Annotated in this window: 28 protein-coding genes; 11 read left to right on the top strand and 17 right to left on the bottom strand. The window is 74.1% G+C overall.

What is annotated here, in order from left to right:
- The gene (locus tag C229_RS0119550) at positions 1 to 1,353 is read left to right on the top strand and encodes an FtsX-like permease family protein (RefSeq protein WP_018656794.1); all 1,353 of its coding nucleotides are present in this window, start codon (positions 1 to 3) and stop codon (positions 1,351 to 1,353) included.
- Here C229_RS0119550 and C229_RS0119555 read toward each other — a convergent pair.
- Positions 1,343 to 2,356: a DUF418 domain-containing protein gene (locus C229_RS0119555; protein WP_018656795.1), complete on the bottom strand. Its 1,014-nt coding sequence runs from the start codon at positions 2,354 to 2,356 to the stop codon at positions 1,343 to 1,345. The two genes, C229_RS0119550 and C229_RS0119555, sit on opposite strands and share 11 nt — an antisense overlap.
- Positions 2,357 to 2,419: 63 nt before the next feature.
- Between C229_RS0119555 and C229_RS0119560 the strand changes: the two genes are divergently transcribed.
- Positions 2,420 to 3,133, top strand: coding sequence for a PIG-L deacetylase family protein (locus C229_RS0119560; protein ID WP_018656796.1), 714 nt, complete (start codon positions 2,420 to 2,422; stop codon positions 3,131 to 3,133).
- Positions 3,134 to 3,137: 4 nt separating this feature from the next.
- On the opposite strand, the gene C229_RS0119565 is transcribed toward C229_RS0119560, so the two are convergent.
- The 6 genes from C229_RS0119565 to C229_RS0119590 all read right to left on the bottom strand — a co-directional run bounded on the left by C229_RS0119565 (position 3,138) and on the right by C229_RS0119590 (position 7,617).
- A complete protein-coding gene (locus C229_RS0119565; RefSeq protein WP_018656797.1) occupies positions 3,138 to 3,920 on the bottom strand; it encodes an ABC transporter permease in 783 nt (260 codons plus the stop codon).
- Complete coding sequence (locus C229_RS0119570) at positions 3,917 to 4,699, bottom strand: ABC transporter permease (RefSeq protein ID WP_018656798.1); 783 nt, start codon at positions 4,697 to 4,699, stop codon at positions 3,917 to 3,919. The genes C229_RS0119565 and C229_RS0119570 overlap by 4 nt, the downstream gene beginning before the upstream one ends.
- Positions 4,696 to 5,661 (bottom strand): daunorubicin resistance protein DrrA family ABC transporter ATP-binding protein, encoded by a 966-nt coding sequence (locus C229_RS0119575; RefSeq protein ID WP_018656799.1) that lies wholly within the window; start codon positions 5,659 to 5,661, stop codon positions 4,696 to 4,698. Before C229_RS0119575 ends, C229_RS0119570 begins: the two co-directional genes overlap by 4 nt.
- Before the next feature lie 78 nt (positions 5,662 to 5,739).
- On the bottom strand, positions 5,740 to 6,573 hold the full coding sequence (locus C229_RS0119580; RefSeq protein WP_018656800.1) for a DUF3710 domain-containing protein: 834 nt from the start codon (positions 6,571 to 6,573) through the stop codon (positions 5,740 to 5,742).
- A 3-nt stretch (positions 6,574 to 6,576) separates the two neighbouring features.
- Positions 6,577 to 7,056: a dUTP diphosphatase gene (gene dut, locus C229_RS0119585; RefSeq protein ID WP_018656801.1), complete on the bottom strand. Its 480-nt coding sequence runs from the start codon at positions 7,054 to 7,056 to the stop codon at positions 6,577 to 6,579.
- Positions 7,057 to 7,071: 15 nt separating this feature from the next.
- Positions 7,072 to 7,617 (bottom strand): PaaI family thioesterase, encoded by a 546-nt coding sequence (locus C229_RS0119590; protein ID WP_018656802.1) that lies wholly within the window; start codon positions 7,615 to 7,617, stop codon positions 7,072 to 7,074.
- A 92-nt stretch (positions 7,618 to 7,709) separates the two neighbouring features.
- Between C229_RS0119590 and C229_RS0119595 the strand changes: the two genes are divergently transcribed.
- The 3 genes from C229_RS0119595 (at position 7,710) to C229_RS0119605 (ending at position 10,054) form a co-directional block, all read left to right on the top strand.
- A complete protein-coding gene (locus tag C229_RS0119595; RefSeq protein ID WP_018656803.1) occupies positions 7,710 to 7,952 on the top strand; it encodes a DUF6412 domain-containing protein in 243 nt (80 codons plus the stop codon).
- 63 nt (positions 7,953 to 8,015) lie between these two features.
- Positions 8,016 to 8,690, top strand: coding sequence for a YidC/Oxa1 family membrane protein insertase (locus C229_RS0119600; protein WP_018656804.1), 675 nt, complete (start codon positions 8,016 to 8,018; stop codon positions 8,688 to 8,690).
- A gap of 65 nt (positions 8,691 to 8,755) precedes the next feature.
- Positions 8,756 to 10,054: a cytochrome P450 gene (locus C229_RS0119605; RefSeq protein ID WP_018656805.1), complete on the top strand. Its 1,299-nt coding sequence runs from the start codon at positions 8,756 to 8,758 to the stop codon at positions 10,052 to 10,054.
- Here the strand turns inward: C229_RS0119605 and C229_RS0119610 are convergent.
- Positions 10,051 to 10,932, bottom strand: coding sequence for a metal-dependent hydrolase (locus C229_RS0119610; protein ID WP_018656806.1), 882 nt, complete (start codon positions 10,930 to 10,932; stop codon positions 10,051 to 10,053). The genes C229_RS0119605 and C229_RS0119610 overlap by 4 nt on opposite strands.
- A complete protein-coding gene (locus C229_RS31170; RefSeq protein WP_033424570.1) occupies positions 10,929 to 11,867 on the bottom strand; it encodes an alpha/beta fold hydrolase in 939 nt (312 codons plus the stop codon). The genes C229_RS0119610 and C229_RS31170 overlap by 4 nt, the downstream gene beginning before the upstream one ends.
- A 74-nt stretch (positions 11,868 to 11,941) precedes the next feature.
- Between C229_RS31170 and C229_RS31175 the strand changes: the two genes are divergently transcribed.
- On the top strand, positions 11,942 to 12,577 hold the full coding sequence (locus C229_RS31175) for a TetR/AcrR family transcriptional regulator (RefSeq protein WP_018656808.1): 636 nt from the start codon (positions 11,942 to 11,944) through the stop codon (positions 12,575 to 12,577).
- A 13-nt stretch (positions 12,578 to 12,590) separates the two neighbouring features.
- Here the strand turns inward: C229_RS31175 and valS are convergent, their stop codons facing one another.
- Positions 12,591 to 15,107 (bottom strand): valine--tRNA ligase, encoded by a 2,517-nt coding sequence (valS, locus tag C229_RS0119625; RefSeq protein ID WP_018656809.1) that lies wholly within the window; start codon positions 15,105 to 15,107, stop codon positions 12,591 to 12,593.
- 69 nt (positions 15,108 to 15,176) lie between these two features.
- On the opposite strand from valS, the gene C229_RS0119630 reads away from it, so the two are divergent.
- Positions 15,177 to 15,464, top strand: coding sequence for a DUF4235 domain-containing protein (locus C229_RS0119630; RefSeq protein ID WP_018656810.1), 288 nt, complete (start codon positions 15,177 to 15,179; stop codon positions 15,462 to 15,464).
- An 88-nt stretch (positions 15,465 to 15,552) separates the two neighbouring features.
- On the top strand, positions 15,553 to 16,140 hold the full coding sequence (locus C229_RS0119635; RefSeq protein ID WP_018656811.1) for a maleylpyruvate isomerase family mycothiol-dependent enzyme: 588 nt from the start codon (positions 15,553 to 15,555) through the stop codon (positions 16,138 to 16,140).
- Between the two features lie 13 nt (positions 16,141 to 16,153).
- Here the strand turns inward: C229_RS0119635 and C229_RS0119640 are convergent, their stop codons facing one another.
- Together C229_RS0119640 and C229_RS0119645 are read right to left on the bottom strand one after the other, a co-directional pair.
- Positions 16,154 to 16,981, bottom strand: coding sequence for a hypothetical protein (locus C229_RS0119640; protein ID WP_240487345.1), 828 nt, complete (start codon positions 16,979 to 16,981; stop codon positions 16,154 to 16,156).
- Between the two features lie 16 nt (positions 16,982 to 16,997).
- A complete protein-coding gene (locus tag C229_RS0119645; protein ID WP_018656813.1) occupies positions 16,998 to 17,294 on the bottom strand; it encodes a DUF4193 domain-containing protein in 297 nt (98 codons plus the stop codon).
- Between the two features lie 493 nt (positions 17,295 to 17,787).
- On the opposite strand from C229_RS0119645, the gene C229_RS0119650 reads away from it, so the two are divergent.
- Positions 17,788 to 19,470, top strand: a complete 1,683-nt coding sequence (locus C229_RS0119650) for a serine/threonine-protein kinase (protein WP_018656814.1) — start codon at positions 17,788 to 17,790, stop codon at positions 19,468 to 19,470.
- Positions 19,471 to 19,515: 45 nt separating this feature from the next.
- Here C229_RS0119650 and C229_RS0119655 read toward each other — a convergent pair whose 3' ends face one another.
- Together C229_RS0119655 and C229_RS0119660 are read right to left on the bottom strand one after the other, a co-directional pair.
- Positions 19,516 to 20,766, bottom strand: coding sequence for a sensor histidine kinase (locus C229_RS0119655; protein WP_018656815.1), 1,251 nt, complete (start codon positions 20,764 to 20,766; stop codon positions 19,516 to 19,518).
- Positions 20,763 to 21,416, bottom strand: a complete 654-nt coding sequence (locus C229_RS0119660; protein WP_018656816.1) for a response regulator transcription factor — start codon at positions 21,414 to 21,416, stop codon at positions 20,763 to 20,765. The genes C229_RS0119655 and C229_RS0119660 overlap by 4 nt, the downstream gene beginning before the upstream one ends.
- Positions 21,417 to 21,614: 198 nt before the next feature.
- Between C229_RS0119660 and C229_RS0119665 the strand changes: the two genes are divergently transcribed.
- Positions 21,615 to 21,803 carry a hypothetical protein gene (locus tag C229_RS0119665; protein WP_018656817.1) on the top strand — a complete coding sequence of 63 codons (189 nt, stop codon included), beginning with the start codon at positions 21,615 to 21,617 and terminating at the stop codon, positions 21,801 to 21,803.
- A 60-nt stretch (positions 21,804 to 21,863) separates the two neighbouring features.
- Here C229_RS0119665 and C229_RS0119670 read toward each other — a convergent pair whose 3' ends face one another.
- The 3 genes from C229_RS0119670 to C229_RS0119680 are packed head-to-tail and all read right to left on the bottom strand — an operon-like array spanning position 21,864 to position 24,912.
- On the bottom strand, positions 21,864 to 22,670 hold the full coding sequence (locus C229_RS0119670) for an inositol monophosphatase family protein (protein WP_018656818.1): 807 nt from the start codon (positions 22,668 to 22,670) through the stop codon (positions 21,864 to 21,866).
- Positions 22,667 to 23,674, bottom strand: a complete 1,008-nt coding sequence (locus C229_RS0119675) for a ferrochelatase (RefSeq protein ID WP_018656819.1) — start codon at positions 23,672 to 23,674, stop codon at positions 22,667 to 22,669. Before C229_RS0119675 ends, C229_RS0119670 begins: the two co-directional genes overlap by 4 nt.
- A 44-nt stretch (positions 23,675 to 23,718) precedes the next feature.
- Positions 23,719 to 24,912, bottom strand: coding sequence for a lytic transglycosylase domain-containing protein (locus C229_RS0119680; protein ID WP_240487346.1), 1,194 nt, complete (start codon positions 24,910 to 24,912; stop codon positions 23,719 to 23,721).
- A gap of 129 nt (positions 24,913 to 25,041) precedes the next feature.
- Here C229_RS0119680 and C229_RS0119685 point away from each other — a divergent pair, with 129 nt between their 5' ends.
- Positions 25,042 to 26,232 carry an MFS transporter gene (locus tag C229_RS0119685; RefSeq protein WP_018656821.1) on the top strand — a complete coding sequence of 397 codons (1,191 nt, stop codon included), beginning with the start codon at positions 25,042 to 25,044 and terminating at the stop codon, positions 26,230 to 26,232.
- Positions 26,233 to 26,255 lie beyond the last annotated feature (23 nt).

The raw sequence follows: 26,255 nt of genomic DNA on the forward strand, positions 1-26,255 counted from the left end.
ATGCTCGGACTGGCCCTGCGCTCGCTGCGCCGCCGCGTGAGCGCGTTCACCGCGTCGCTGCTGGCCGCGTTCCTCGGCGCGACGATCATCATGGCGTTCGGGTCGCTGCTGGACACCTCGGTGTCGGGCGGCGCGACCGGCGCCGCCGCCGAGACCCTGACGACGATGGCGGCCGTTGTCGGCGGCTGGGGTCTCGTGCTCGTGGTGTTCGCGGTGACGTCCACGCTGACGCTGTCGGCGCGGCAGCGCGCCGGGGAGCTGGCGCTGCTGCGCAGCGTCGGGGCGACGCCGGGGCAGATCCGGCGGATGCTCGTCGGGGAGGCCGCCGGGCTGGCCGTCGCGGGGGCGCTCGCGGCCGTGCTCCCGGCGTGGCTGGCCGGGCGCGGCATCGTCGGGCTGCTGCACGACGCGGACATGGTCCCCCGGTCGATCGGGCACACGTTCGGGGCGTTCGCGGCCGGGACGGGCTTCGGCATCACGCTCGTCGCGGCCGTCGTCGCCGCGCTGCTCGCCGCGCGCCGGACGGGCCGGGAGCGGCCGGCCGACCCCTACGCCGACGCCGCCGACGCGGCCCGGCTGCCGTGGCCGCGGATCGCGGCGGCGGTGCTGCTGCTGGGCGCGGCGGTGAACTGCGCGGTGCTGACGATGACGGTCATGCGGGACGAGGGCACGATGGCGATGCCGATCGCGGCGCAGGCCGCGATCCTCGGCTCGCTCAGCCTGGCGCTGCTGTCCCCGGCGCTGCTGCGCGGCGCGACGCGGCTGCTGGAACGTCCGCTGGGCGCGTTCGGCGTGGCGGGCGAGCTGGCCGTGGTGAGCCTGCGGCGGCGGACGCGGCGGCTCGCCGCCGTCATGGCGCCGATCATCCTGTTCACCGGCGTCGGCGTCGGGACCGTCCACCTCCAGCGGACCGAGAACGCGGCCCTGGCCACGGCGACGGACCTGCCGGAGGCCGACGCGCGGACGCTGGAGACGCTGAACTACGTGGTGATCGGGATGATCGTCCTCTTCATGGCGATCATGCTGGTGAACACGCTGCTGGCGGCGACCGCGCACCGGCGCCGCGAGTTCGGCCAGCAGCGGCTGGCGGGCGCGACGCCGGGACAGGTGCTCGGCACGGTCGCGCTGGAGGCGGCGGTGCTGGCGGCGGTCGGCGTGGTGTGCGGCGCGGCGGTGTCGCTGCTCGGCATCGTGCCGTTCGCCGTGGCCCGGATCGGCTCGCCGGTCCCGGAGGGCGGCCCGGCGGCGGTCGTGGTGGTGGCCGTCCTCGCGGCCGCCCTGACCCTCGGCACGGCCTACGGCGCCGCCCGCCGCGCCCTGGCGAGCCCCGCCGTGGACGCCGTCACGCCGTGACGTCGCCCCCCGGTCCGGCGGAGCCGCCGGGCCGGGGGTTCCTGATCGGCAGGATCTGCCAGTACGTCACGCAGCGCCAGACCCACTCCAGCGGCCCCTGCTGGAACCACGCCAGCCACAGGCGGCTCCAGACGGCCTGGACGACCAGGATCGCGGCGGCGAGCAGCATCGCCGTCCCCCACGCGGACGAGTGCCGCAGCCCCAGCGCCGCGCCCGCCGGGACGAAGATCATCGCGGCGGTCACGTAGTTGGTGAGGGCCATCCGGCCCATCGGGGCCAGCACCGCCGACACGGCCGGGCCGAGCGGCGTCCGCAGCAGGAGCAGGAACGCGGCGGCGTAGGCGGCCGACATCGACGCCGACAGCAGCAGCCCGACCCGGGCGCCGACGGACTCGGGCGGCCCGGCCGCCAGGACGAGGACGGCCGCGAGCGCCGCGCCAGCCGCGACGGCGAGGACCGCCGCGAGCCGGAACGGGTCGCCCGGCAGCGTGCGCGGGACGTCCCACCGGGCCAGCGCGAACCCGATCGCCAGCACGCCGGGCAGCAGCCCGAAGCCGCCCGCCCCGGCCAGCCAGCCGAACACGACGAGCGCCACGCCGGTGACCAGGGCGTCGCGCGGCCCGACGAGGCTCGCCGGGAGCAGGACGAGCGCGCCGGCCACCGCGAACGGCAGCAGCACCTCGCCCGGCTGGATCAGGTGCAGCAGCACCCCGAACACCGCCAGCGCCGCGAGCCGCCGCGCCATCGGGACGAGCGGGCGGCCCGTCCGCCGCTCCGCCGAGCGCAGGAACAGCCCGAACCCGATCCCGAACAGCAGGTAGAAGATCGGATAGAAGCGGCCGAGCGCGAACAGCCGCAGCGGCGCGGGCAGTTCCCCCGCCGCGCGGAACATCTCCAGCGTCTGCGGGATGTTGATCAGCAGGATGCCGCACACCGCGAACCCGCGCAGCGCGTCCAGCGCGGCGATCCGCCGGGCGGGGGCGACGGGGGCGGGACGGCTCATGCGTCCAGGGTGCCGCCCGCGCGGCGGGTTCGCCCACCCGGCGCTCCGGGGATCATGGAACGTATGAACGACGCGATGACGGCCGTCCCCGAGGACTGGGGCACGGCACTGGCGCTGGTGGCCCACCCCGACGACCTGGAGTACGGCGGCTCGCTGGCCGTCGCGAAGTGGACGGCGGCGGGCAAGCACGTCGTCGAGGTGCTGGCCACGCGCGGTGAGGCCGGGATCGACTCCATGGACCCCGAGGAGGTGGCGGCGGTCCGCACGGAGGAGCAGATCGCGGCGGCGCGCGCCGTCGGCGTCGAGACCGTCGAGTTCCTCGGCTTCCCCGACGGCGTGCTGGAGTACGGGCTGCCGCTGCGCCGCGCCGTCGCCGGGGCGATCCGGCGGCACCGGCCCGACGTCGTCCTGTCGGTCAACTTCCGCGAGACGTTCGCGGGCGGGGGCTTCAACATGGCCGACCACCGCGCGTTCGGGCTCGCCGTCCTGGACGGCGTCCGCGACGCCGCCAACCGCTGGGTCTTCCGCGACCTCGACCTCGACCCCTGGCCGGGCGTCCGTTTCGTCCTGTTCGGCGGGTCGCCGGAGGCCCGCCACCACGTGGACGTCACCGGCCACCTGGAGGCGGGCGTCGCCTCCCTGGAGGCGCACCGGGTCTACTTCGCCAACCTCGGACAGGACTTCGACCCGCGCGCCTTCCTCACCGGCATGTGCGAACCCGCCGGCGCCGCCGCGGGCGTCGAGCTCGCGGTGCCGTTCGAGCTGATCGAGATGTGAGCCGTCAGCGGGCCGGCCGCGCGCGGTAGGCGCGGACGGCGAGCGGCGCGCACACCAGCGTCAGCCCCGCCGTCCACGCCGCCGCCCGCAGCAGCGGGCCGGTGAGCGCGCCGCCGTGCGCGAGGACCCGCATCGCCTCCACGACGGCCGACAGCGGGTTCGCCGCCGCGATCGGACGCGCCCACGACGCCAGGTCGTCGCCGGGCACGAACCCGGTCGACAGGAACGACAGCACCAGCAGCAGCGCGTTCAGCGCCGCCCCGGCCGTCTCGGCGGACGTCACCCGCACCGCCAGCAGGCACATGAACCAGGCGACGCCGAACCCGAACAGCAGCGGCACCGCGAAGAACGCCACGACGTGCAGCGGCCCGGTCGTGAACCGGAACCCGAGCGCGATCCCGGCCACGACGACGATCGCGACCGTCAGCGCGTTGCGGACGGTGTCGGCGGCGATCCGCCCGAGCAGCGGCGCGACGCCCGCCACCGGCAGCGTCCGCAGCCGGTCGTCCATGCCGCCGTGCACGTCCTCGTGCAGCGCGCGGGCGGTGTTGAGCGCCGCGAACACCACGCCCATCGCGACGAACAGCGGCAGGCTGAGATCGACGTACTCGCGGTAGCTCCGGCCCGGCAGCACGATCTCGGCGAAGCTCACCGACATGAGCAGCAGCAGGATCAGCGGGAAGAACGCGCTGAGGTAGAGCGCGGCGGGGTCGCGCCACAGCAGCCGCAGGGCGCGTCCGGCGAGCAGCGCCGAGTCGCCGAGCACGGCGGGACGCGGGGCGGTCATGCGGTCCTCCCGAAGGCGCGCGCACCGAGCACGAGGAACAGGACGAGGAGCCCGGTCAGCCAGCCGAGCGCGATCAGCGCCGGGCCCGCCGAGGGGCCCTCGGCGGACGCCAGCGCCCGCAGCAGGTCCGCGACCCGCGACACCGGCTGCTGCTCCACGACCGGCCGCAGCCACTCCGGGAACGCCCGCGCGGGCGAGAACGCGCTGGACAGCAGCAGGAACGGGAAGAAGAACAGGTTCGCGAGCACCTGGAACGCCTGCACCGACCGCACCCGCAGCGCCAGCGTCAGGTATCCGGCGGTGAGCGTGACGACGAGCAGCAGCGCGACGGCCGCGAACCCGGCCGCGCCCGCCGCGCCGCCGTGGAACCGGAAGCCGAGCAGGTGCCCGACCGCCACCAGCAGCACCAGCGCGACCGCCGACACCGCCGTGCGGCCCAGCAGCCAGCCGGTCAGCGGTGCCGACCGCGCGACGGGGGCGCCACGCAGCCGCCGCAGCATCCCGCTCGCGGCGTCCTCGTGGCCGCCGAGCCCGGCCGCCATCGCGTTGAAGAACATCGCCTGCACGATCACGGCGGGCAGCAGGTACTGCGCGTAGTCCACGCCCGCGCGGGCCATGACGTTCTGGAAGACGCCGAAGAACAGCGCGGCGAACAGCAGCGGCGTCAGCACCGGGCCGATGATCGCGCCGGGGCGGCGGGCGAGCAGCCGCAGGTGCCGTCCGGCGAGCAGCACGCCGTCGAGCAGCGCGGCGGGGGCGGGCGCGGCGGCGGCGCTCACGCCGGGTCTCCGGCCGCGCCCGCCGCCGCCGGTTCCGGCGCCGCGTCGGCGCCGCCGCCGGTCAGCGCGAAGAACACGTCGTCCAGGGTGGGGCGGCGCAGCGCGATGTCGGCGGGTTCGATCCCCGCCGCGTCCAGCGCGCGCAGCACGGCGGTGAGGGTGCCGCTGCCCGCCGCCGGGACGGTGAGGCCGTCGTCGGTCGGCGTGACCTGGTGACCGGCGGCCAGCACCTCGGCGGCGCGGTCGCGCGTCTCGGCGGGCAGCACCAGGTGGCACACCGACCCGCCGACCCGCGCCTTCAGCTCACCGGCGGTGCCCTCGGCGATCGCCCGGCCGTGGTCGATGACGGCGATCCGGTCGGCCAGCTCGTCGGCCTCCTGGAGGTACTGGGTGGTGAGCAGGATCGTGACGCCGTCGGCGCGCAGCGCGCGGACCACGTCCCACAGCAGGGCGCGGCTCGTCGGATCGAGGCCGGTGGTGGGCTCGTCCAGGAACAGCACGGCGGGCCGGGCCACCATCGACACGGCCAGGTCGAGGCGGCGGCGCATCCCGCCGGAGAAGCCGCCGGTGCGGCGGTCGGCGTCGGCGGCCAGGCCGAACCGGTCGAGCAGTTCGGCGGCGCGTTCGCGGGCCCCGGCGCGGCCGAGTTTGAGCAGCCGACCGAACAGCACGAGGTTCTCGCGGGCGGTGAGGCCGTCGTCCAGCGCGGCGAACTGGCCGGTCAGCCCGATCACCGAGCGGACCCGGCCGGGTTCGCGGACGACGTCGTGCCCGGCGACGCGGGCGGTGCCCGCGTCGGGGCGCACCAGCGTGGTCAGCACGTTGACGGCCGTCGTCTTCCCGGCGCCGTTCGGGCCGAGCAGCCCGACGATCGTGCCGCGTTCCACCCGCAGCGACAGCCCCCGCAACGCGTGGACCCGCCCGAAGGAACGGTGGACGTCCTCCAGCTCGACGATGCTCACACCCGGCCTCCCGAAGTTAGGTAAGGCTAACCTAACAACGAGGACCGGGTGCGGCCACCCCTTCGCGGGATCTCGTTCTCAGCGGACCTCGGTGATCTCCGGGCCGCGCTCGAACGGGTTGAACGACTCGCCCTCGGCCTCGGCGCCGTCGTCGTCGCCCGCCTCGGTGAACTCGTCCGGGATCGTCAGCTCCAGCAGCTCGCGCGGCGGCATCGGGGCGTCGCCGCGCGACACGACGATGCCGCGGAAGACGTCCTCCAGGACCTGCCACTGCTCCTCGTCCTCGATGGCCGCGCCCTGCACGACCGCCTGGAGGAACCAGCGGGGACCGTCCACGCCGATGAAGCGGATGATCTGCGGCGCCCAGCCCTGCTCGACGAACTCGGCCGGGATCTGCTCGCGGACCTCGTCGGGCATCTCGGCCAGGACGTCCTCGGTCAGCGCGGCCGGGACCATCGCCAGCAGCTCCTGCCCGAACGGGCCCTCGCCCTCCTGCACCTGGCCCTGCGCCTGCTCGGTGACCTCGCGGGCGGTCTCGGCCCGGACGTCGGCCCAGATGCCGGTGCGCTTCGGCGCGGCGAACACCTGGATCTGCATGGCGCTCTCGCCGTACTGGACGAGCACCGCGACCGGGCGGCCGTTCAGCGGGTTGCCCTCGTCGTCGACCTCGGTGGCCTCGAAGTTCACCTGGAACCCGAGCCCCGGCGCGACGGGGATCTGCATCGCCCCGAAGTCGAGCCGCTGGAGTTCGGGGAAGGACTCCTCGGAGTCCCACGGGCCGCCCTCGATCTCGGCCTTGTCCTGCTCTGCGGGAGCCTCCGCGGCGGAATCCGCGGCGGCCTCCGCCCGCTCCTCGGCGGGCTCGGTGCCCTTCGCGGGCTCGTCGGCCGGCCGGCGACGTCCAAAAGCCACGACTCACGCTCCTTCTCTGCTGGTGGGCCCATTATCGGCGATCCCGCCGGTGGAGCCGAATCCGCCGTGACCGCGCGCGGACCCCGGAAGGTCGGTGACCTCGTGGAACACCGCCCGCGACACACGCTGCACGACCATCTGGGCGATCCGGTCACCGCGCCGGAACCGGACCGTCTCCCGTAGATCGGTGTTGAGCAGGGTCACCTTGATCTCGCCCCGGTAGCCGGCGTCGACGGTACCGGGTGCGTTCACGATGGTCACCCCCAACCTAGCGCCCAAACCGGAACGCGGGTGCACGAAGGCGGCGTAGCCGTCGGGCAGGGCGATCGCGACGCCGGTCGGCACGACGGCCCGCTCGCCGGGCGCCAGCTCGACGTCCACGCGGGCCACCAGGTCGGCGCCGGCGTCGCCCGGGTGCGCGTAGCCGGGGATCGGGAGATCCGCGTCCAGGCGCTGGATCAGGACGTCGACCTTGTCGCTCACGCTCTCACCTCGTCGTCAGGGGTTGACCTCGCGGTCGGGTGCCATGCCGCCGACTCCGTCGCCGTGCTCGGCGAAGTGCGTGACCGGCACCTCGATGAACAGCGCCGCGCCGCGCACGGCCACCGGGCCGTCCGGGGAGCCGATCCGCGCCTCGGCCTCAAGGTACGCCTTGCGTCCGACGACGCCGGTGCAGCGGGTCCGGATGTAGAGCGTCGTCCCCACCGGGACGGGCCGGACGTAGTCGACCTCCAGCCGTCCGGTGACGTACGGCTTGCGGAGCAGCCAGACGACCATACCGAGCGCCTCGTCCACGGCGGTCGCCAAAACGCCGCCGTGCGCCAGGCCGGGCGCGCCCTGGTGGTCGTCGCCGACCTTGAACTGCGCGGCGACGCTGAGCCCGTCGCGGCTGACGGCCTCCAGGTGCAGGCCGGTCGGGTGGTCGGGGCCGCAGCCGAAGCAGCGCGCGTAGTGCGGGCCGAGGGGCTGGTCCACCGGCGCGTCGGGATGCGGCGGCGGGATCGGGGTGCCCGCGGGCGGGACGGTGAGGTGGGAACGGTTCACGGAGCGAGATTACCTGCGCGAATGCGGCATTCTGGAACCGGAACGGCGTCCCGTGCGTCGTTGTGATGGAGACCGCATCGGAAGGGAATCGCTTGCTCGCGTGGCTGCTGGACGTCGCGGCCGGGCCCGGCCCGCTGCTCGCGCTGGCCGCGCTCGCACTGGCGCTCGCCGCGTTCGCGGCGGCCCTCGCGGCTCCCGTCCGCGCCTCCGGCGCCGAGCACCGCGCCCGGTTGCGCACCACGCTGCGCGACCGCACGCTCCGCACGTCCTACCTGCCGCTCCGCGATCCCGGCATTCCCGGACGTTCCCAGCCACGCGCGCCCGCACTCGCCTGACGCCCCCGCCTGACGGGGGCCGCGACGTCCCCTTCAGTTCAGGCGAAAGGTGAGTGTTCCCGGATGGATTTCCTCGTGGCGCCGTTGCATGACGCGATGGTCGGTCTCACGGCCCTTCTCACGCCGTTCGCGGGCGATCTCGCGACGGCCGGCGCGATCGTCGTGCTGACGCTCGGCGTCCGCGCCCTCCTGCTGCCGCTGGCCGTGCGCGCGGCGCGCGGGCAGCGCGCGCGGGCGCGGCTGGCGCCGGAACTGGCGGAGCTGCGGCGGCGGCACGGCGCCGACCCGGTGCGGTTGCGGGAGGAGTCGGCGGCGCTGTTCCGCCGGGAGGGCGTGTCGCCCCTCGCCGGATTCGGGCCCGCGCTGCTCCAGGCGCCGTTCTTCCTGGTGCTGTACCGGCTGTGCACGGCCGGGAGCGTCGCCGGGCACCAGAACGCGCTGCTCGCGCACACGCTGCTCGGCGCGCCGCTGGCGCAGAACTTCGCCGGCGTCGTCGGCGGCGGCCTGTTCGCGCCGCCGTCGCTGGTGTTCCTCGGGCTGTTCGCGCTGCTGGCCCTGGTGGCGTGGTGGACGGCGCGGCAGGTCCCGGCGGACGCGCCAATGGCCGGGGTCCTGCGCGTGCTCCCGTTCGGGACGGTCGTCGCGGCGGCGTTCGTGCCGCTGGCGGCGGGCGTCTACCTGCTCACCAGCGGCCTGTGGACGGCGGCCGAGCGCGCCGTGCTGACCCGCCCCGCCTGAGACGTCAGTAGGCACTTACACTGGGTCGGGCGGACGTCTTGACGGCCGGGAGGCGGACGCGTTCCATGAACCCGGGAGGGATCGCCGTGACGACGACGCTCGACGCCATCGACCTGTCCGCGCTGGACTTCTGGGCCCGGCCCCGCACGGAGCGCGAGGCCGCGTTCGCCGCGCTGCGGCGCCGCGACCGGCCCGCGTTCTACCGGGAACTGAAGCTGCCCTTCCTCAAGACGGGCGACGGCTACTGGGCGCTGGTCCGGCACGCCGACGTGGTCGAGGCCAGCCGGACGCCGGAGGTGTTCAGCAGCGAGCCGTGCTCCAACAGCGTCGCCGACCTGCCACCGTACCTGGCCCGCTACTTCGGCTCGATGATCAACATGGACGACCCCCGGCACGCCAAGATCCGCAGGATCGTGTCGCGGGCGTTCACGCCGCGCGTCCTGGCCAAGCTGGAGGCCGACCTGGCCGCGTCCGCGACCGAGATCGTGGACGAGCTGCTCGCCACCGGCCCCGGCGACTTCGTGGACCAGGTCGCCGCCCGCCTCCCGCTGCGCGTCATCTGCGACATGATGGGCATCCCGGAGCGGGACCGCGCGCGGGTCTACGCGCACACCAACACGATCCTCGGCCTCGGCGACCCCGACTACACCGGCGGGCGCGACTTCATGGACACCGGCGTCACGCGCGGCGGCATGCTCTACGGGCTCGCGGCGGCGATGGCGGCCGGGTTCGAGCTGAACCACCTGGCGATGAAGCTGGCCCGGCGCCGCCGCCGCGAACCCGCCGACGACCTGACGTCCGCGCTCGTCGCGGCGGAGATCGACGGCGAGTCCCTGACCGACCAGGAGATCGGGTCGTTCTTCATCCTGCTCGTCGTGGCGGGCAACGAGACGACCCGCAACGCGATGACGCACGGGCTCCGGCTGCTCACCCGCAACCCCGACCAGCGGGACCTGCTGCTGGCCGACTTCGACGGCCGCATCGGCGGCGCCGTCGAGGAGATCGTCCGCGTGGCGACGCCGGTGATCCAGTTCCGCCGCACCCTCACCCGCGACCACGAGATGAACGGCCACCGCTACCGCGAGGGCGACAAGGTGCTGCTGTTCTACAACTCGGCCAACCGCGACGCGTCGGTCTTCCCCGACCCCGACCGGTTCGACATCACCCGCTCCCCCAACCCGCACGTCGGCTTCGGCGGCCCCGGCCCGCACTTCTGCCTCGGCGCCAACCTGGCCCGCCGCGAGATCACCGTCATGTTCCGCGAACTCTTCACCCGCGTCCCCGCCATCCGCGCGACGGGCCCCGCCGACTGGCTCTACTCCAACTTCATCAACGGCATCAAACGCCAGAACTGCACCTTCTAGCGGCGCTTCGCTGCCCGGGCCGCCGGGGAGACGGCCAGGTAGTCGAGGGCGCGACGGGTCGAGCACTCGCGGGACGGGTGGTAGTCGCGGCGCAGGTAGCGGCGGGCGGCGGCGACCATGAAGCGGTTTCCGGGGAACAGGCCGCGGCGGACGGCGCGGCGGTAGTCGCGGACGCGGGGGCGGACGCCGTGCAGGGTGGGGTCCTTCGCGCACAGGAACGCGGCCCCGAAGTAGACGGCGAGCGGCATCGCGATCACGCCCGCGAAGAACGCCAGGAAGCGCCGCCAGTAGGCGCCGGAGACGTGCTGGTAGACGTCGAAGGCCACCGAGCGGTGCTCGACCTCCTCGGCGCCGTGCCAGCGCAGCAGGTCCAGCATCGTCGGGTCGGCGCCCGCCGCGTCGAGTTCGCGGGCGTCCAGAATCCACGCGCCGAGGACGGCCGTGTAGTGCTCGATGCCCGCGATGATCCCGATGCGCAGGTTCAGCCAGGCCCGCCGGGTCATGATCGGCAGGGGCCGGCGGTCGCCCAGCAGCCGGGTGAAGATCCACTCGATCCGGAGCGTCAGCGCGCGGGGGTCGAGGCCCCGCTCGCGCATCTGCCGGTCCAGGACGCCCTGGTGCGAGTAGGCGTGCACCGCCTCCTGGCCCATGAAGCCCCGCACCTCGCCGTGCAGGCGCGGGTCGTCCGCGACCAGCGGCAGGGCCTGCTTGTAGACGTGGACGAACCAGCGTTCGCCCGCCGGGAGCAGCAGGTGCAGCACGTTGATGAAGTGCGTGGCGACCGGTTCGTCCGGAATCCAGTGCAGCGGCGTCTCCGACCAGTCGAACCTGACCCGCCGGGGCGTGATCTCCGGGTGCCGTTCGTCGATGCCGCTCATGCCGTCCTCTCCGCCGTCAGCCGCGCGGCGCGCAGGTCCGGGGACTCGGCACCGCCCTCCACATACCGGACGAACTCCGTCACCTGACCGGCGAGGACGTCCGGGTTCCGCAGCAGCGCGCCCCAGTGCCCGGCGCGGATCTCGCGCCGCCACAGCCGCGCCGCGTAGGGGGCGAGCGACGCCGACGGGTGCGGCGAGACGAACGCGTCCCGCGTCGGCACGACCACCTGGACGGGCACGTCGGTGACGCGGTCGCGGGCGGGCCGCAGGAACCGCGCCGCGTTGGCGCGGTAGAGCCGGACGCCGTGCAGCGCGTCGGCCCGCAGCGTCGGCGCGGGGCGGCGCCGGACGCCTTCGAGGAGCCGGACGGCGGCCGGGAACAGCCGCGTCCCGCCGCACCGCCAGAACACCCACGACACCCCGGGGACCGCGCCGAGCAGCAGGTACCAGGACCGGGCGAACTGCCCCGCGAGCTGCGCGGCGTCGCGCGGCGCGGGCCGCCGCAGCCGGTCGCGCGCCCACTGCCCGAAGTGCTCGATGCACGGCCCGGACACCGAGGTGAACGACGCGACCCGCCCCTCGACGCCGCCGCCGGTCAGCGCGCCCCAGAGCTGCACCGATCCCCAGTCGTGGCCGACGAGGTGGACGGGCCGGTCCGGGGAGACGGCGTCGAGGACGGCGCGCAGGTCGGCGGTGAGGCGCTCCATCGCGTAGTCGGCCGTGCGGCGCGGCCGGGTCGAGCCCCCGGCGCCGCGCACGTCGTAGGTGACGACGCGGAACCGCTCGGCCAGCAGCCGCGCGACGGGTTGCCAAACGCCCTGCTCGTCCGGGTATCCGTGCACGAGAATGAGGGTCGGGGCGGACGGGCCGCCCGGCGCCGAATACTCACGTACCGCAAGTTCGACGGCGTCGTTTTTGATCCTGAGCGACTTCACCCGACCCCCAGCAGCGCAATTAGACTGTCGATCTAATATGGGAGCGACTTGAACCAAAGTCAAGAGGGGGCGGCATGACGGCCGGATCAGAGCAGGAGACCACCCGGAGACCCGCCGGGGGACGCGGCGAGGCCCGCCGCGCGGCCATCCTGGACGCCGCCGCCCGGCTGTTCGCCGACCGCCCCTACGACGCGCTGCCCATCGACGAGATCGCCGAGGCCGCCGGCGTCGCCAAGGGCCTCATCTACTACTACTTCGGCAGCAAACGCGGCCTCTTCCTCGCCGTCATCGAGTCCGCCACCGACGCGCTCAACACCCTCGCCGAGGAGTACGACGAGCTGACCCCCGTGGACCGGCTGATGCGCACCCTGGACGGCTTCCTGTGGTGGGCCGACACGCACCGCTCGGCCTTCCACACCATCGTCAGCGGCGGCATCGGCGTCGACCCCGAGGTCAACGCCTTCTACCGCCGCTCCCGGGGCCGGATGCTCGCCGCCATCAGCCAGGGCCTCATCGGCGCCTCCACGCCCCGGCCCGCCCTCCGCATCGCGCTGGAGGGCTGGCTGTCCTTCGTGGAGGGCGCCACCGAGGCGTGGCTCACCGAGGGCGACCTGCACCGCGACGAGGTCCGCGACCTGTCCGTCCGCGCCCTCGGCGGCGTCCTCCAGGCCGCCGGCGCCACCGACCCCGACTCCGACCGCCCCGCCTGAGCGGGCGGCCCGGTCAGGCCAGGACGACCTCGACGGCGAGGTCGGCGGAGCCCTCGCGGACGTCGAGGTCGGTGATGTGCCCGGCGGCGGCCAGGTCGTCGCGGGCGATCTTGGCCGCCTCGGCGCCCGCCACGACCGCCCGCGCCACCTCGGCGCGCATCGACGCCTTCGCCGCCGACTTGGCCTTGCGCACCTGGCGCAGGGCCTCGGCCGTGACGGTCAGCGTGATCGTGTCGCCGGTGCCGGGCAGGTCGTCGGCCGACGGCCACGACGCCCGGTGCACCGAGCCGTCGCGCCACCACGACCAGACCTCCTCGGTGACGAACGGCAGGATCGGCGCGAACAGCCGGAGCAGCACCGACAGGGCCGTGCGCAGCGCGGCGCGGGCCGACTGCGCCTCGGCGCCCTCGCCGTAGGCGCGGGTCTTGACGAGCTCCAGGTAGTCGTCGCAGAACTCCCAGAAGAAGCGCTCGGTGCGCTCCAGCGCGCGGGCGTAGTCGTAGGCGTCGAAGGCGCGCGTGGCGTCCGCGACGACGAGCGCCAGCGCGCGCAGCATCGCCTGGTCGAGCGGGTGCGCGACGGGCGCGTCCGGGGCGACGTCCCCGATGCCGAGCACGAACTTCGACGCGTTCAGCAGCTTGATCGCCAGACGGCGCCCCACCTTGATCTGCCCGGTGTCGAACGCGGTGTCGGTGCCCGGACGGCCGCTCGCCGCCCAGTACCGCACGGCGTCGGTGCCGAACTCGCGCAGCAGGTCGATCGGCGTGACGACGTTGCCCTTGGACTTGGACATCTTCTTGCGGTCGGGATCGAGAATCCAGCCCGCGAGCGCGGTGTCCGTCCACGGCGGCGACCCGTGCTCCAGGTCGGCGCGGACGACCGTGGAGAACAGCCAGGTGCGGATGATGTCGTGCGCCTGCGGGCGCAGGTCGTAGGGGAACACGCGACGGAACAGGTCCGGGTCGCGCTCCCAGCCGCCCGCGATCTGCGGCGTCAGCGACGACGTCGCCCAGGTGTCCATGACGTCGGGGTCGCCCAGGAACCCGCCCGGCCTGCCGCGCCGATCCTCGGTGAACCCGGACGGGACGTCCGACGCGGGGTCGATCGGCAGGTCGTCCTCGGCGGGCAGGATCGGCGCGTCGTAGCGGGGCTCGCCCGCGTCGTCCAGCGGATACCAGACCGGGAACGGGACGCCGAAGAACCGCTGCCGCGAGATCAGCCAGTCGCCGTTCAGGCCCTCGACCCAGTTCTCGTACCGGGCCCGCATGTACGGCGGGTGCCAGGCGAGCTGACGGCCCCGGTCGACGAGGCGGTCGCGCACGGCGGCGTCGCGGCCGCCGTTGCGCAGGTACCACTGCCGCGTCGTGACGATCTCCAGGGGCTTGCCGCCCTTCTCGAAGAACTTCACCGGGCGCGTGACCGTGCGCGGCTCGCCGTCCAGGTCGCCGGACGCGCGCAGCAGCTCGACCACGCGCTCCTTGGCGGAGAACACCGTCTTGCCGGCCAGCTCGTCGTACGGGCTCGCGGGCACCCCGGCGGGCGGCTCGGCGGCGAACCGGCCGTCCCAGCCGAGCACGGGCCGGGTGGGCAGGTCGAGTTCGCGCCACCAGGTGACGTCGGTGACGTCGCCGAACGTGCAGACCATCACCAGGCCCGACCCCTTCTCCGGGTCGGCCAGGCGGTGCGCGAGCACCGGCACCTCGACGCCGAACAGCGGCGTGCGGACCGTCGTGCCGAACAGCTCCCGGTAGCGCTCGTCGTCGGGGTGGGCGACCAGCGCGACGCACGCGGGCAGCAGCTCGGGACGGGTCGTCTCGATGTAGACGGGGCGTTCCCCGCCGTGGAACCTCAGCCGGTAGAACGCGCCGGGCTGGTCGCGGTCCTCCAGCTCGGCCTGCGCGACGGCCGTGCGGAACGTGACGTCCCACAGGGTCGGCGCCTCGGCCAGGTACGCCTCGCCCCGGGCCAGGTTGCGCAGGAACGCGCGCTGCGACGCGCGCCGGGCGTCGGCGCCGATCGTCGTGTAGAGCAGGCTCCAGTCGACCGAGAGGCCGACGCGGCGCCACATCTCCTCGAACGCCTTCTCGTCCACCTCGGTGAGCCGCTCGCACAGCTCGATGAAGTTCCGCCGAGAGATGGGGATCTGCCGTTTGGGGTCCGGTTTGGCCGGGGGCTCGAAACCGGCGTCGTACGGGACCGACGGATCGCAGCGGACGCCGAAGTGGTTCTGCACCCGCCGCTCGGTCGGCAGGCCGTTGTCGTCCCAGCCCATCGGATAGAACACGGCCCGGCCGCGCATCCGCTGGTAGCGGGCGATCGCGTCGGTCTGGGTGTAGGAGAAGACGTGCCCGACGTGCAGCGACCCCGACACCGTGGGCGGCGGGGTGTCGATCGCGTAGACCTCCGCGCGGGGGCGGTTCCGGTCGAACCGGTAGACGGCGTCGTCGTCCCAGACGCGTACCCACCGGTCCTCCAGGCCGTCCAGGGAGGGCTTGGCGGGAACGTGCGGCGTACGCGGCTGGTCGGTCATCGCCCCATCGTATTTGGGCGGTCCGATTCCGGTAGCGTCGGACGCGCAGAAGGACGACGGGAGGACGACATGGCGGACAGAGGTGACATCGGCTGGCGGCTCACCGCCGGAGCCGCGGCCTTCGCGGGCGGCTTCGTCGCCAAGAAGGCGATCGCGCTGGCCTGGAAGAAGGGCACCGGCAAGGAGCCGCCGACCAACCCCGAGTCGCCGGAGGTCGCGCTGCGCGAGGCCGTCGGCTGGGTCATCGTGATGGGCATCGGCATGGAGGTGGCCCGGCTGCTCGCCACCCGCGCCGCCGCCCAGCAGTGGGCCAAGGGCACCGGCGAGCTGCCGCACCACCTGAAGATCGAGGTCTGAACCGTCCGCATTGGACGGGGGGTCGAGTAAGAGCCCCGGACCCCGCGTGCGTATCGTGGTCGCTCCCCCGACGAAGGGACCGACCGCGATGCGCGCGCCCACCCTCCCGTACGAGACGTCGCTCCGCGCCGAACGCCACCGCCTCATCGCCACCCTCGACGCGCTGAGCGACGAGGAGTTCGACTCCGGCCCCACGCTGTGCGCCGGCTGGGCGCCGCGCGACGTCCTCGGCCACGTGATCGGCCTCGACTACCTCACGACCTACCTGCCGTACGGGCCGCGCGTCAACGCCGCCAACCAGGCGCAGGCCGACCGCGCCCGGACGATCTCCCGGACGCGGCTGATGCGATGGGCGGCGCACTGGGCGGACAACCCGAGCCTCACCAGCCGCCTCGGCGCGGCGATCCTGCTCGGCGACCTTGGCGTCCACCACCAGGACGTCGTGCGGGGCCTCGGCCGCAGCCGCCCGGTCCCCGGCGACGTCGCCACCGCGATCTTCCGCGAGGGGCTTCAGCTCAGCCTGTGGCTCAACCGCCGCTCGCTGCGGCACCGGCTCGTCCCCACCGACGGCCACCGCCCGGTCGGGCGCGGCCCGGAGGTGCGCGGCACCCGCGAAGCCCTCGGGATGTGGCTCACCGGACGCGACTCGGTCGCCGGGGAACTCGACTTCCGCTGACCGCTTCCGGCCGCTAGCGCGCGCCCGGAGGCATAATCGGCACGCCGGGAGGGGGAATCCCGGGGCCGCCGCGCAGGTCGTTGCGGACGACCTGGGCGAGCTTCTTCGTCGCCGCCCGGTTGAGCACGGCGCCCGCCGCCGCGCCGGTCAGGAACGGGCCGAGCGTGCTCATGCTCCGCCCCATCGTTTTCAGCAGCCGCTTGCGCAGCGCCGCCTTGGCGGCCGTGCCGACCACGCTGGCCAGCGTGCCGTCCTCCAGCGGGTTGACGCCGCGCTGCTTGGCCCAGGCCGTCAGGAACGACGCGCCGCGCACCGTCCCCGACCCCTCGACCCGCACGCCGTAGATCTCGTGCAGCTCGGCGATCATCTTGACCTCGATCGCCGCGATGACGAGCGTCTCGGCGGCCAGCCGGGCCGGGGTCGACAGCAGCAGCGGCGGGGCCGCGTAGGACACCGCCGCCAGTGCGCCGCCGGCCGCGCCGACGGCCGTGGTCGCGTTGCCCGCCACCCGCACGACGTTGTCGGCCAGCTCCTCACCGAGCAGGCCGTGATGATGCTCGCGGAGCGTCGCCAGATCGCGGATCGGGATGTGCGGCCCGGCCGCGATCAGCACGTCGCTCAGCCACCGGCCGCGGGCGACGCCCGCCGCACCGGCCTTCTTCGCGCTGGAGGCCAGCAGCCGGGCCAGGCGGCCCAGCAACCGGCCGCGCGTCTCGCCGTCCATGTCGTCGCCGGCGCTGAGCCGGCCGATCAACGCGCCGATCTCGGCGGAACCGGCCGTGTCGTCGGCCGGTTCCACCGCGCCGTCCGTCCTCCCGGATCGCTCCAGTTCTCCCGTCACGGCGTTACTCCTTCGTTCAGGCGGCGCACTCGCGGCAGATCAGCCGGCCGTTCTTCTCGCTGGCGAGCTGGCTGCGGTGGTGCACCAGGAAGCACCGCGTGCAGGTGAACTCGTCCGCCTGGCGCGGCACGACGCGGAAGGTCAGCTCCTCGTTCGACAGGTCGGCGCCCGGAAGCTCGGCGACCTCGCCGGCGTCCAGGTCCTCGTCGATGATGCTGGCCGCCTTGTCGGCCCGCCGGGCCTGGAGCTCCTGAAGGCTGTCCTCGTTGATGTCGTCGTCGGTCTTGCGTGGGCTGTCGTAGTCGGTCGCCATCTTCTGTCTCCATCCCCCTCGATGCTTTATGCGCCCCGTCGCGCGGATCTAACGCACGAGAGGCCGTTCTTGTGCCCGAACCGGGCGGGAAATTCTGTCACGTCCGGTGACGCTCGCCACACGAGGCGCGACGATTCCCACACGTGACGGCCATCACCCACCCGCACGGCGGAACATGTGGTTTCCGTCACTGCGGGCCGGGACGTCGTGCGATGGACCAGGCCACGGTTCCCACCGGGGCGACCCGCGGCGGCGGGATCATATCGGTATGCGCGCCGTCGCGCGCGTCGGCCTGCCAGTCCCACACGACCTCCGGGCGTCCCCGCCGGCGCGTCGGCGTGACGTCCGGTCGGCAGGTCTCGATACCCGCCCGCCGAAGCGGCGAACCAGAACGTGCGGTGAAACGTCTGAACTAACGCGATATCGTGCCCGCCTGTCACCGAGGGACGAAACCTCGGGCGGGCACCGAACAACGCCGCACAGGAGGATTTCGATGCCGGATGCCGCTCCCCTGGAGCCTGGCGACCCCCGGGCACTGGGACAGTACGAGGTCGTCGGCCGCCTCGGCGCGGGCGGGCAGGGCGCGGTCTTCCTCGGCCGGGTCCGCGGCGGTGGCGATTACGTCGCCATCAAGCTGCTGCACGCGCAGATGGCCAGCGACCCCTCCGCCCGCGCCCGCTTCACCCGCGAGGTCGCCGCGGCGCAGAAGGTCGAGCCGTTCTGCACCGCGCGGGTGCTGGAGGCCGACGTCCACGGCGACCAGCCCTACGTCGTCAGCGAGTTCATCGACGGGCCGTCCCTGCACGACCTGATCGCCCGGCAGGGGCCGTTCGGCCTCCAGGACCTGGAACGGCTCGCCATCGGCACCGTCACGGCCCTCGCCGCGATCCACGAGGCCGGGATCGTGCACCGCGACTTCAAGCCCAACAACGTCATGCTGGCGTCCGACGGCCCGCGCGTGGTCGACTTCGGCATCGCCCGGACGGTCAACTCGCAGGAGAGCGCCGTCACCGCGACGGGCATGGTCGTCGGCACCCCCGGCTACCTGGCCCCCGAGCAGCTCACCGGCGCGCCGCTGACGCCCGCCGTGGACATCTTCGCCTGGGGCGCGACGATGGTGTTCGCCGCGACGGGGCAGTCCCCGTTCGAGGCCGAGACGCTGCCCGTCATCATCAACAAGATCCTCAACGAGGAGCCGGACCTGTCGGCGCTGCCAGCCGGTCCGCTGCGCGACGTCATCGCGCGCTGCCTGTCCAAGGACGCGGGGCTGCGTCCCCCGGCCGCGCAACTGCTGCTCAACCTGCTTGACGCCGCAGGCGCGGCGCCCGCGGGGTCGGCCGACTCCGAGGACCTGCTCAACCAGGGCACCCGGATCGCGTCGCAGCTTCCCTCGCCGCCGCCCGTCCGGCAGCGCCCGCACACGCCTCCCCCGCAGCCGCTGACGCCGCCGCCGATGCCGCTGCACCAGGCGCAGCAGGCCGCGCACCAGCAGGGTCCGCCGCAGTACCAGCCGCAGCAGTTCCACACGCCGCCGCCGCGCGCCGTCACCCCGCCGCCCATGCCGATGTACCAGGGCGGTCCGGGCCCGCAGCACACGCCGCCGCCGATGCACACGGCGCCGCCCGGCCCCTACGGTCCGCCGCCGCAGCAGCGGTCGGGGTCCAACACCGGGCTGATCGTCGGCATCGGCTGCGGCGCGGTGCTGCTGGTCGGCATCCTGCTCATCGTCATGTTCGCCGTGCTGGCGAGCGGCGACGACGAGCCGGAGATCCCCACCTCGCTGCCGTCGAGCTACTCGGCCCCGGCGATCCCCGGGCCGACGTTCACCTCGTCGCGCGGCGGGCTCCTCGGCACGTTCCGCGGCACCGGCAACCAGCCGGGCGCGGTCGCGTCGGCGCGCGTGTTCGAGCCGTCGTTCTTCCTGCTCGGCCGGTCCGGGACGGCGTCCTACCGCTACCCGACCACCGAGCACCGCACGTGCGTGACGCGGCTGACGCTGCTCTCGGAGGACGACGGCAGGTTCGTCTACCGCGAGGAGGCGATCAGCACGGGCAGCGACTGCGCCAGCGGCTACGTCACGTTCATCCCGTCGGGCGGCGGCCTGCGCTGGGAGTGGCGGCAGAACAGCGCCGGCACCGGCAGCGCCGAGGCGTACGGCCAGGTCAGCAAGCAGTGACGCGGGCGCCCCGTCCCGGCGCGGCCGGGACGGGGCGGCGCGCGCTCAGGACGGCGCGAGCGGCAGCCGGATCGTGACGATGAGGCCGCCGCCGTGGCGGGGCGTGGCGTAGACGGTGCCCCGGTGCGCCAGCACCACCGAACGGACGATCGACAGCCCGAGCCCGGCGCCCTTGGCCGACTCCAGCCGGTCGGCGTTGAGCCGCCGGAACGGCTCGAACAGCCGCTCCACCTCGTAGCCGGGGACGATCGGGCCGGTGTTCTCGACCTGGACGGTCGCGTGGCCGTCCAGGACGCCGGTGCGGACCCACACCTCGCCGCCGTCGTCGTTGTGCTTGATCGCGTTGTCGACCAGGTTCGACACCAGGTGCTCCAGCAGCACCGGGTCGCCGGGGGCGGTGCCGCTCGTCAGCTCGCGGTGCACGGTGACGTCGTTGGCGAGGTCGTGGCGGGCGGCGTTCTCCAGGACGGTCCCGGCGACGTCGGCGAGGTCGACGGCGCTGCGGGTGGTCAGCTCGCGTTCGCTGCGGGCCAGCAGCAGCAGTCCTTCGATGAGCCGTTCGTGGCGGGCGTTGGTGGCCAGCAGGGTGCGGCCGACCGTGCGCAGGTCGTCGGACGCCTCCGGGTCGCCCAGAGCGACCTCCAGCAGCGTCCGGTTGATGGCCAGCGGGGTGCGCAGCTCGTGCGAGGCGTTGGCGACGAAGCGGCGCTGGGAGTCGAACGCCTGGCCGAGCCGTTCCAGCATCGCGTCGAACGTGTCGGCCAGCTCCTTGATCTCGTCGTCGGGGCCCTGCAACGCGATGCGCTCGTGCAGGGTGCTCTCCGACAGCCGCCGCGCCGTCGCGGTGACGCGCTGGAGCGAGCCGAGCGCGCGGTCGGCGACGAAGTAGCCGAGGACGAGCGCGATGATGCCGACGCCGACGAGCGCCACCAGCGAGCGGGCGACGAGCTGCCGCATCGTCTCCTCGACGAACTGGTGCTGGAGGGCGGCGGCCTCCTCCTCGCTCATGTTGAAGCCGATGACCTTGATGTTGCCGAGGATGTCGGCGACCAGCACCGACATGACGAACAGCAGCAGCGCGCCCGCCATGAAGAACAGCAGCCCGTAGAGGGCCGTGAGGCGCACGCGGAGGCTGACCCGGGGCATCCCCGCCGTCCAGCCGCCCTCGCGCCGCAGGCCGCGCGTGGCGGCCGGGCGGGGGAACTGCTGCGGGCCCGGGCCGGGCCACCGCCGCACCGCGTGCTCGCCGGTGTCGCGTTCGCGCGGGGACGCCCCGCCGGGCTGCTCGGCCGTCACAGCCGGTATCCCACGCCCGGGACGGTCTCGATGACGGGCGGGTCGCCGAGCTTCTTGCGCAGCGTCATCATCGTGACGCGGACGACGTTGGTGAACGGGTCGATGTGCTCGTCCCACGCCTTCTCCAGGAGCTGCTCGGAGGAGACGACGGCGCCGTCCGCGCCGAGCAGCACCTCCAGCACGGCGAACTCCTTGCGGGTCAGCTCGACCGGGCGCCCGTCGCGCAGCACCTCGCGGCGGGCCGGGTCGAGCCGGACGCCCGACCGCTCCAGGACGGGCGGGCGCGGCGCCCCGGCGCGGCGGCCGAGCGCGCGGACGCGGGCGATCAGCTCGGTGAACGCGAACGGCTTGGCGAGGTAGTCGTCGGCGCCGATCGTCAGGCCCTCGACGCGGTCCTCCAGTTCCCCGGCGGCGGTGAGCATGATGATGCGGGCCGGGTAGCGGTCGGTGATGAGGCGGCGGCACACCTCGTCGCCGTGGACCCTGGGCAGGTCGCGGTCGAGGACGATGACGTCGTAGTCGTTGACGCCCGCGCGCTCCAGCGCGCCCGCCCCGTCGTAGGCGACGTCCACGGCGAGCGCGTCGCGGCGCAGCCCGGTGGCGATGGCGTCCGCGAGGACGCGTTCGTCCTCGACGACCAGAACACGCACGTGCTTCTCCTCGTTCTCGGTCCGTGACCGCGCCGGTCCCGCCCCATCATCTATGGCACGCGGCTCGTAAGACGTCCGTAAGGCGTCGTGCCACGTCAGGGCGGGCCCGCGAAACATGCGCTGAAAATCTCGCCGCGACCACGTTTATCCGGAGGATTGCGATGGGTATCGAAGGGCACGATCCCGGGAGGAGGCCCTATGGGCGAGTTGTCGCAAGTCATCCAGCAACGCCTTGAAGACGCCTACGCGTCCCTGCGCACCGCCCGCGCCGAGGGCGACACCTACCTGGCCGACATCCGCCAGGAGGAGATCAACGAGCTCCGCCGCATCGCCGCCAACAACGACGTCGGCGTCGTCCCACCCCGTACCCCGCCGGACAACGACTAATCCCGGCATCTCGGTCACGCCCCTCCCGGTCTCCGGCGAGGGGCGTGGCCGTGTCCGGGCTCAGTCGTGGGCCGGGTCGAGCGGGGCCAGCAGGTCGTGCAGCGCGCCGAACAGGTCGGGCGCGGCGGCGATGGCGAACTCCGGGCTCACCGGGGCGCCGTGCAGGCCGCCGGTGCGGCCGCCCGCCTCGGCCACGATCAGGGCTCCGGCGGCGACGTCCCACGCCTGGACGCCGCGCTCGAAGTAGGCGTCCACCCGGCCCGCCGCCAGCGCGCACAGGTCGACGCAGGCCGAGCCGCCGCGCCGGATGTCGCGGATGTTCGGCAGCACGCCGGTGAGGACGGCGGCCTGGTGGGCGCGGCGGTCGGCGCCGTAGCCGAACCCCGTCGCGACGAGCGCGCGGTCCAGCGGGACGCCGGTGTTGACGCGGAGTTCCCGGACGCCGGAGGCGGTGTGCAGGAGCGCGCCGCCGCCCTCGACGGCCGTGAACGTCTCGCCCCTGCGGGGCAGCACGACGGCGCCCGCGACGGCCGTGCCGTCCACCTCGGCGGCGACGCTGACGGCCCAGTCGGGCAGGTCGTACAGGTAGTTGACGGTGCCGTCGATCGGGTCGATGACCCACCGGACGCCCGCGCCCTCGCCGCCCTGCTCGCCGCCCTCCTCACCGAGGAACGCGTCGCCGGGGCGCTCGGCGCGGATGCGCTCGACGATGAGGCGTTCGGCGGCCTTGTCCATCTGGGTGACGACGTCGGTCGGGCTGGACTTGGTCTCGACCTCCAGCCCGGCGGGCCGCTCGTCGACGAGCATCCGGCCCGCCTCGGCCGCCACGGCGACGGCGAGTTCCAGCAGGGCCTGCGGGCTGGTCATGGCGCCTCCCGGACGCAGCAGTCGGACGGGCACACGTCCGGGCGCGGGCCGAGCGACCCGAGCGCCGGACGGCCGGGCGCGCCGGTGGCGCGCTCGGTCAGCAGTTCCCGGACCATCGCGACGAAGCGCGGGTCGGTGCCGGGGGTGGCGGCCCGCGCGTAGGCGAGGCCGAGACGTTCGGCGGTCTGGGCGGCCTCCACGTCGAGGTCGTACTTGACCTCCATGTGGTCGGACACGAACCCGATCGGCGCGGCGACGACGGCGCGCACCCCGGCGGCGTGCAGTTTCTCCAGGTGGTCGACGATGTCGGGTTCGAGCCACGGCTGGCTGGGCGGCCCGCTGCGCGACTGGTAGACGAGGTCCCACGGGTGGCCGGGCGCGGCCTCGGCGGCGACGTACCGGGAGACGTCGGCCAGTTCGGCGGCGTACCGCTCGCGGCCGGGCTGGCTCATCGGCACGCTGTGCGCGGTGAACGCCACGTGCGCGCCGTCGCGCAGGTCGGCGGGCAGCGCTGCGAGCGCGTCGCGGACGGCGTCGGCGGCGGGCTCCACGAACCCGGGGTGGTCGTAGTAGACCCGCAGCTTGTCGATGCGCGGCGCCCCGGGGACCTCGGCGCGGGCGCGGTCGATGTCGTCCAGGTACTGACGGCAGCACGAGTAGCCGCTGTAGGCGGAGGTGACGAACGCGGCGGCGCGCCGGACGCCGTCGTCGCGCATCCGCCGGACGGTGTCGGTGAGGTAGGGGCTCCAGTTGCGGTTGCCCCAGTACACCGGGAGGTCGAGGTCGTGGGCGGCGAAATCGGCCTCGATCGCGGCCTTCAGCGCCCGGCACTGGTCGTTGATCGGGCTGACGCCGCCGAACAGGTGGTAGTGCTCACCGACCGCCGCCAGGCGCTCCCGGGGGATGTTCCGGCCGCGCGTCACGTTCTCCAGGAACGGGATCACGTCGCCCGGCCCCTCGGGGCCGCCGAACGACACCAGGAGCAGCGCGTCGTAGGACGTCATGCCTCCATCCAACCAGGCGGCGCGCGGTGCCCCGTCCCGGCCCGTCACCCGTACTGGGCCTGGTAGGCGCGGGCCAGCCCGAGCACCTTCTGCACGTACCAGTCGGCGTGGTTGTAGTGCCAGACCGCCTTGTAGAGCGCCTGGCCGCCGCCCGCCGCGCCGTGGTCGCACAGGTACTTGGCGGCGCTGGGGATGGCGTCGTAGGGGTTCATGATGTCGGCCTTGCCGTCGCCGTCGCCGTCCAGGCCGAACGACTTCCAGGTGGCGGGCATGAACTGCATCGGGCCGAGCGCGCCCGCGCTGGAGACGCCCGCGTTGCGGCCGTGGTCGCTCTCGACCTGGCCGATGGCGGCGAGGACCGTCCAGGACAGGCCGGGGCAGCGCTTGGCGCCCTCCCGGTACAGGCCCATGTAGTCGGCGGGACGGCCGCTGCCGTCACCGGCGACCTGGTGCTTGTCCTCGTGCAGGTTGACGGCCGACACCTGCCCGAGCGTCCTCCCGACGTGCTCGGCGAGCTTGGCGGGGTCGACGCCGGGCGCGTTGACGAGGACGGCGACGTTGTCGACCAGGCCCATGTCGGCGCCCGCCTTGCGGCCGACGAGCAGGTCGATGCCGGGCAGGCCGAGCGCGCCGGTGCCGCCCATCGTCAGGTTCGGGGAGGTCCGTCCCACGACCGGGTACGGCATGCCCGCGTGCAGCCGCAGGTCCTTGGCCGCGCCGGTGGACACGACGAAGCCGCCCTCGGCCAGCGCCGTCCACAGGTCGGTCTTCTTGGCGGTGCCGGGCGGCGTCCAGGAGCGGAACGCCGACGGGTCCACGGCGAGCGCGTTGACCGAGCGGCCCTGGAGCTGGACGGCGCCGCCCGCGACGGTGATCACTTCGCGGACGGCCCTGTTCCGGCCGAGCCGGTCGATCCGTTCCTGTTCGATCGGGGCGCCGGACGACACCGCGAGCACGTCCGGCGGGACGACCCGGCGCAGCGGCGCCAGCCGGCTCTCCTCGGTGATCGTCGTGACCTGGCCGCGCGGCGGGTCGCTCGCGGCGGGGCCGGACTCGCCGCCCGCCGTGACGGCCGCGACGACGCCGCCCGTGACGGCGGTCACCGCGAGGACGGCCGCGCCCGCGATGAGCAGCGGCCTGCCCGGACGGCGGCGGGGCGGCGGCGCCGCCGGGCGGGTGCGCACGGCGGTGCGGTCCTTCTTCTCGCCGCGCGGGCGGCGGGGAGCGGGAGACGTCACGTTCAGCCCCAACCAGAGTCGCTGCGCGCGGGAAAAAGCGGTTGCCGCGCCCGGATACCGTGATCACGCTTCTGACGTCGCAGGATAGGGCCGGTGCGCGCGTGCGCCGGTGCCGGAGGGAGATCACGGGTGGTCAGTCCGTACCGGGCGCTGCTCGCCGTGCCGGGTACCCGGCCGTTCGTGGCCGCCGGGTTCGTGGGGCGGATGTCCATGTCGATGACGGGAATCGGCATTGTCCTGCTCGTCTCGGCGGTTACCGGATCGTACGGTATCGCCGGATTGCTGGCGGCGGCGCTGTCGCTGGCGTACGCGGCCGGGGCGCCGCTCTCGGCCCGGTTCGCCGACCGGTACGGGCAGCGGCGGGTGCTCGTCCCGCTGGTGCTGACGAACGCGTCGGCGACCGCGCTGCTCATCGCGCTCGTGCTGGCCGGGGCGCCGCGCTGGTCGCTGTTCCCGGCGGCGGTGCTGGCCGGGGCGTCGCAGCCGTCGCTGGGCGCCTGGGTGCGGGCGCGGTGGGCGCACGCGCTGCGCGACTCCCCCGGCCGGCTGCACACGGCGTTCTCGTTCGAGTCCGTGGTGGACGAGTCGATCTTCGTGGCGGGGCCGATCCTGGTCACCGCGCTGGCGACGGGCGTCCATCCGGCGGCGGGCCTCGGCGCGGCGGCGGCGTGCACGCTGGCCGGATCGCTGGCGCTGGCGGCGCAGCGCGGCTCGGAGCCGCCGCCCCGGCCGCGCACGCCGGGCGTCCGGGCGCGCGGCGTGCTGGCGAACCCTGTGGTGTTCGCACTGGCGCCGGTGTTCCTCATGCTGGGCGTGGTGTTCAGCGCCATCGACATCGGCGCGGTGGCGTTCGCCGACGAGCAGGGCCACCGGCGGCTGGCGGGCGCGCTGCTGGCCTGCTACGCGCTCGGCAGCGGCGTCGCGGCGCTCTGGTACGGGGCGCGGCGGTGGGAGTTCCCGCTGGAGCGCCGGTTCCGGATCGGGCTGGCGGTGCTGACCGTCGTGCTCGTCCCGCCGGTGCTGGTGGGGAATCTATGGCTGATGATGCCCGTTGTGTTCTTCTCCGGGCTCGCGATCTCGCCCACGATCATCCCGGGGTACGGGCTGGTGGAGCGGCTGGTGCCGCCCGCGCAGCTCACCGAGGGGCTGGCGCTGGTCTCGACGACCGTCGGGGTGGGCGTCGCGCTCGGGTCGTCACTGGCCGGACGGGCGGTGGACGCGTCCGGTTCGCGGGCGGCGTTCGGGCTCTCGCTAGGCGCGGCGGCGCTGGCCGCCGTGATCGGGGCCGCCGCGACTTTCCGGAAAAAGAAGGAAACATGAACTATCCTCACGATCCTTCCACG

This window comes from Actinomadura flavalba DSM 45200 (assembly GCF_000374305.1).
Lineage (GTDB): Bacteria > Actinomycetota > Actinomycetes > Streptosporangiales > Streptosporangiaceae > Spirillospora > Spirillospora flavalba.

What these genes read in the sequence shown, in the direction of transcription:
- C229_RS31175 (WP_018656808.1), top strand. Translation starts at nt 11,942, where the DNA reads ATGACGGCCGGATCAGAGCAGGAGACCACCCGGAGACCCGCCGGGGGA.
- C229_RS0119645 (WP_018656813.1), bottom strand. Translation starts at nt 17,294, where the DNA reads ATGGCGACCGACTACGACAGCCCACGCAAGACCGACGACGACATCAAC.
- C229_RS0119630 (WP_018656810.1), top strand. Translation starts at nt 15,177, where the DNA reads ATGGCGGACAGAGGTGACATCGGCTGGCGGCTCACCGCCGGAGCCGCG.
- C229_RS0119610 (WP_018656806.1), bottom strand. Translation starts at nt 10,932, where the DNA reads ATGAGCGGCATCGACGAACGGCACCCGGAGATCACGCCCCGGCGGGTC.
- C229_RS0119650 (WP_018656814.1), top strand. Translation starts at nt 17,788, where the DNA reads ATGCCGGATGCCGCTCCCCTGGAGCCTGGCGACCCCCGGGCACTGGGA.
- C229_RS0119560 (WP_018656796.1), top strand. Translation starts at nt 2,420, where the DNA reads ATGAACGACGCGATGACGGCCGTCCCCGAGGACTGGGGCACGGCACTG.
- valS (WP_018656809.1), bottom strand. Translation starts at nt 15,107, where the DNA reads ATGACCGACCAGCCGCGTACGCCGCACGTTCCCGCCAAGCCCTCCCTG.
- C229_RS0119675 (WP_018656819.1), bottom strand. Translation starts at nt 23,674, where the DNA reads ATGACGTCCTACGACGCGCTGCTCCTGGTGTCGTTCGGCGGCCCCGAG.
- C229_RS0119635 (WP_018656811.1), top strand. Translation starts at nt 15,553, where the DNA reads ATGCGCGCGCCCACCCTCCCGTACGAGACGTCGCTCCGCGCCGAACGC.
- C229_RS0119600 (WP_018656804.1), top strand. Translation starts at nt 8,016, where the DNA reads ATGGATTTCCTCGTGGCGCCGTTGCATGACGCGATGGTCGGTCTCACG.
- C229_RS0119555 (WP_018656795.1), bottom strand. Translation starts at nt 2,356, where the DNA reads ATGAGCCGTCCCGCCCCCGTCGCCCCCGCCCGGCGGATCGCCGCGCTG.
- C229_RS0119550 (WP_018656794.1), top strand. Translation starts at nt 1, where the DNA reads ATGCTCGGACTGGCCCTGCGCTCGCTGCGCCGCCGCGTGAGCGCGTTC.
- C229_RS0119605 (WP_018656805.1), top strand. Translation starts at nt 8,756, where the DNA reads ATGAACCCGGGAGGGATCGCCGTGACGACGACGCTCGACGCCATCGAC.
- C229_RS0119565 (WP_018656797.1), bottom strand. Translation starts at nt 3,920, where the DNA reads ATGACCGCCCCGCGTCCCGCCGTGCTCGGCGACTCGGCGCTGCTCGCC.
- C229_RS0119665 (WP_018656817.1), top strand. Translation starts at nt 21,615, where the DNA reads ATGGGCGAGTTGTCGCAAGTCATCCAGCAACGCCTTGAAGACGCCTAC.
- C229_RS0119670 (WP_018656818.1), bottom strand. Translation starts at nt 22,670, where the DNA reads ATGACCAGCCCGCAGGCCCTGCTGGAACTCGCCGTCGCCGTGGCGGCC.